Annotated in this window: 1 protein-coding gene; it reads left to right on the forward strand. The window is 37.2% G+C overall.

Translation table 11 applies throughout. The features are described 5' to 3' along the window. Positions 1–1,827, forward strand: a 1,827-nt coding sequence (locus tag BLQ19_RS21380; protein ID WP_175444460.1) for a beta strand repeat-containing protein, incomplete at both ends; no start/stop codon positions are given.

The raw sequence follows: 1,827 nt of genomic DNA on the forward strand, positions 1-1,827 counted from the left end.
AATTAGCTGCAGATGCAGTGACTAATGATAAGTTAGCAGATAATGCTGTTCAAACAGAAAACATAGTAAACGGTACAATTTTAACGGAAGATATTTCTTCTGGAGGAAATGACCGTGTATTGGTTACAAATGCAGTAGGAGATGTAGAGTGGATAGATAAAGCTACTTTAGTTCCTGCCACAACGGTTTCAAATACTAGTACCGTAAATACGTTATCTACGACTGTAGATGGGGTTACTGGTGTGGGCGTAGCTATTATAAATAGTAATGAGTTATCCTTAGATAGTAATAACGAATTAGTAAGTACCATAAATGGTGAAGCTTCTACAGCGTTAGATTTAGAACCAACAATAGTCGCAAATCAAAAAACGACTTCAGTTGTAGAAGGAACAGGTGTAAATATTACGAATACTACAACAGGCAATAATACGGAATATACCGTAACAGTAGATCCTACAGATATAATAGGTGATGGAACAATTTCTTCTACGGATATTGTAGTTTCTGGTGGAGCCAATTCAACATTAAATGATGTTACTTTAGAGATAGCAGATAATGCTATTACGAATGCAAAAATGGCAGATAATGCTATTACAACTACAGAGATTGTAGATGGTACTATTGCAAGTGCAGATATTGCAAATACAGCAGTTACTTTAGAAAAATTAGCCGATGGTACATTAGATGGGCAAGTAATGCAATGGGATGGAGCAACATCTACTTGGACATTAGTTGATCTTGGATCAGTTACTGTAACAGAGAATGATGGTATCGTAGGTAACGAGGTTGTTGGGGCTACAAACACAACTTTAACTCGTTCTGGAGATGGTTCTCAAGCAGTACCTTATACATTAGGCGTTTCTGATGGAGGAATTACTGCTACTCAATTAGCAGATAATGCAGTTACTCTCTCAAAATTAGCCGATGGTACTACTGATGGACAATTAATGCAGTGGAATGCTACTTCAGGATCCTGGGAATTAATTGATGCTTCCAGTTTATCGGATGATGATATTAGTGTGACTAATACGGTAACAGGACATATTATAGCAACGATTTCAGAGCCAGGAATTACGGATGTAAATATTAATGAAACAGTAACTACATTAAGTGATGCAAATTCAGATGGCATATTTGATTATGTATCCGAAGATAATACGACCACAAGTTTTGATGGTACAGATGATCAAAATGCATCAGAAGTTACTTATAATGATGCTGCATCTTCTTTAGGAGCTGCCAATGTACAAGAAGCGATAGAAGCTTTAGCAACAAATAGTAGTGATAATCAAGGTATCAGTAGTACAGTTGTTACTACGAATGAAACAGTAAATATTGCTTTAGAAAGAGGAAGTGATACCACTATTGACATTCGTGATGCAGATTCAAGCATAACTAATGAAATTCAAGATTTAAGTTTATCTGGTGATAACCTTACTTTGAGTAATGATCCAACGGCAGCAGCAATTGACTTATCTGATTACAGAGAAACTGTAATTGGAACAGGTAATATTTTTGTTGCAGATGACGGAAGTGGAAATTACACAGTTAGCTCTACTGATCCAGATGAGAGTATTACAAATGAAGTAAACACTCGTTTTTCGGTTGTAGGTTCAAATTTGGAAATTGAAGATGATAATAGTGTCTTATTTGTTCCATTATCGGAATTAGCAGCTGGCGGAGCAGTTGGTCCACAAGGACCAGTTGGAGACAAAGGGGCAACAGGTGATACTGGAGACAAAGGAGAAGTTGGAGATAAAGGCTTAGTTGGAGACAAAGGAGCAACAGGTGATACCGGAGATAAAGGTGCAACTGGCGACAAAGGAG

Origin of the sequence: Cellulophaga baltica (assembly GCF_900102165.1) — a bacterium.
GTDB classification, from domain to species: domain Bacteria; phylum Bacteroidota; class Bacteroidia; order Flavobacteriales; family Flavobacteriaceae; genus Cellulophaga; species Cellulophaga baltica.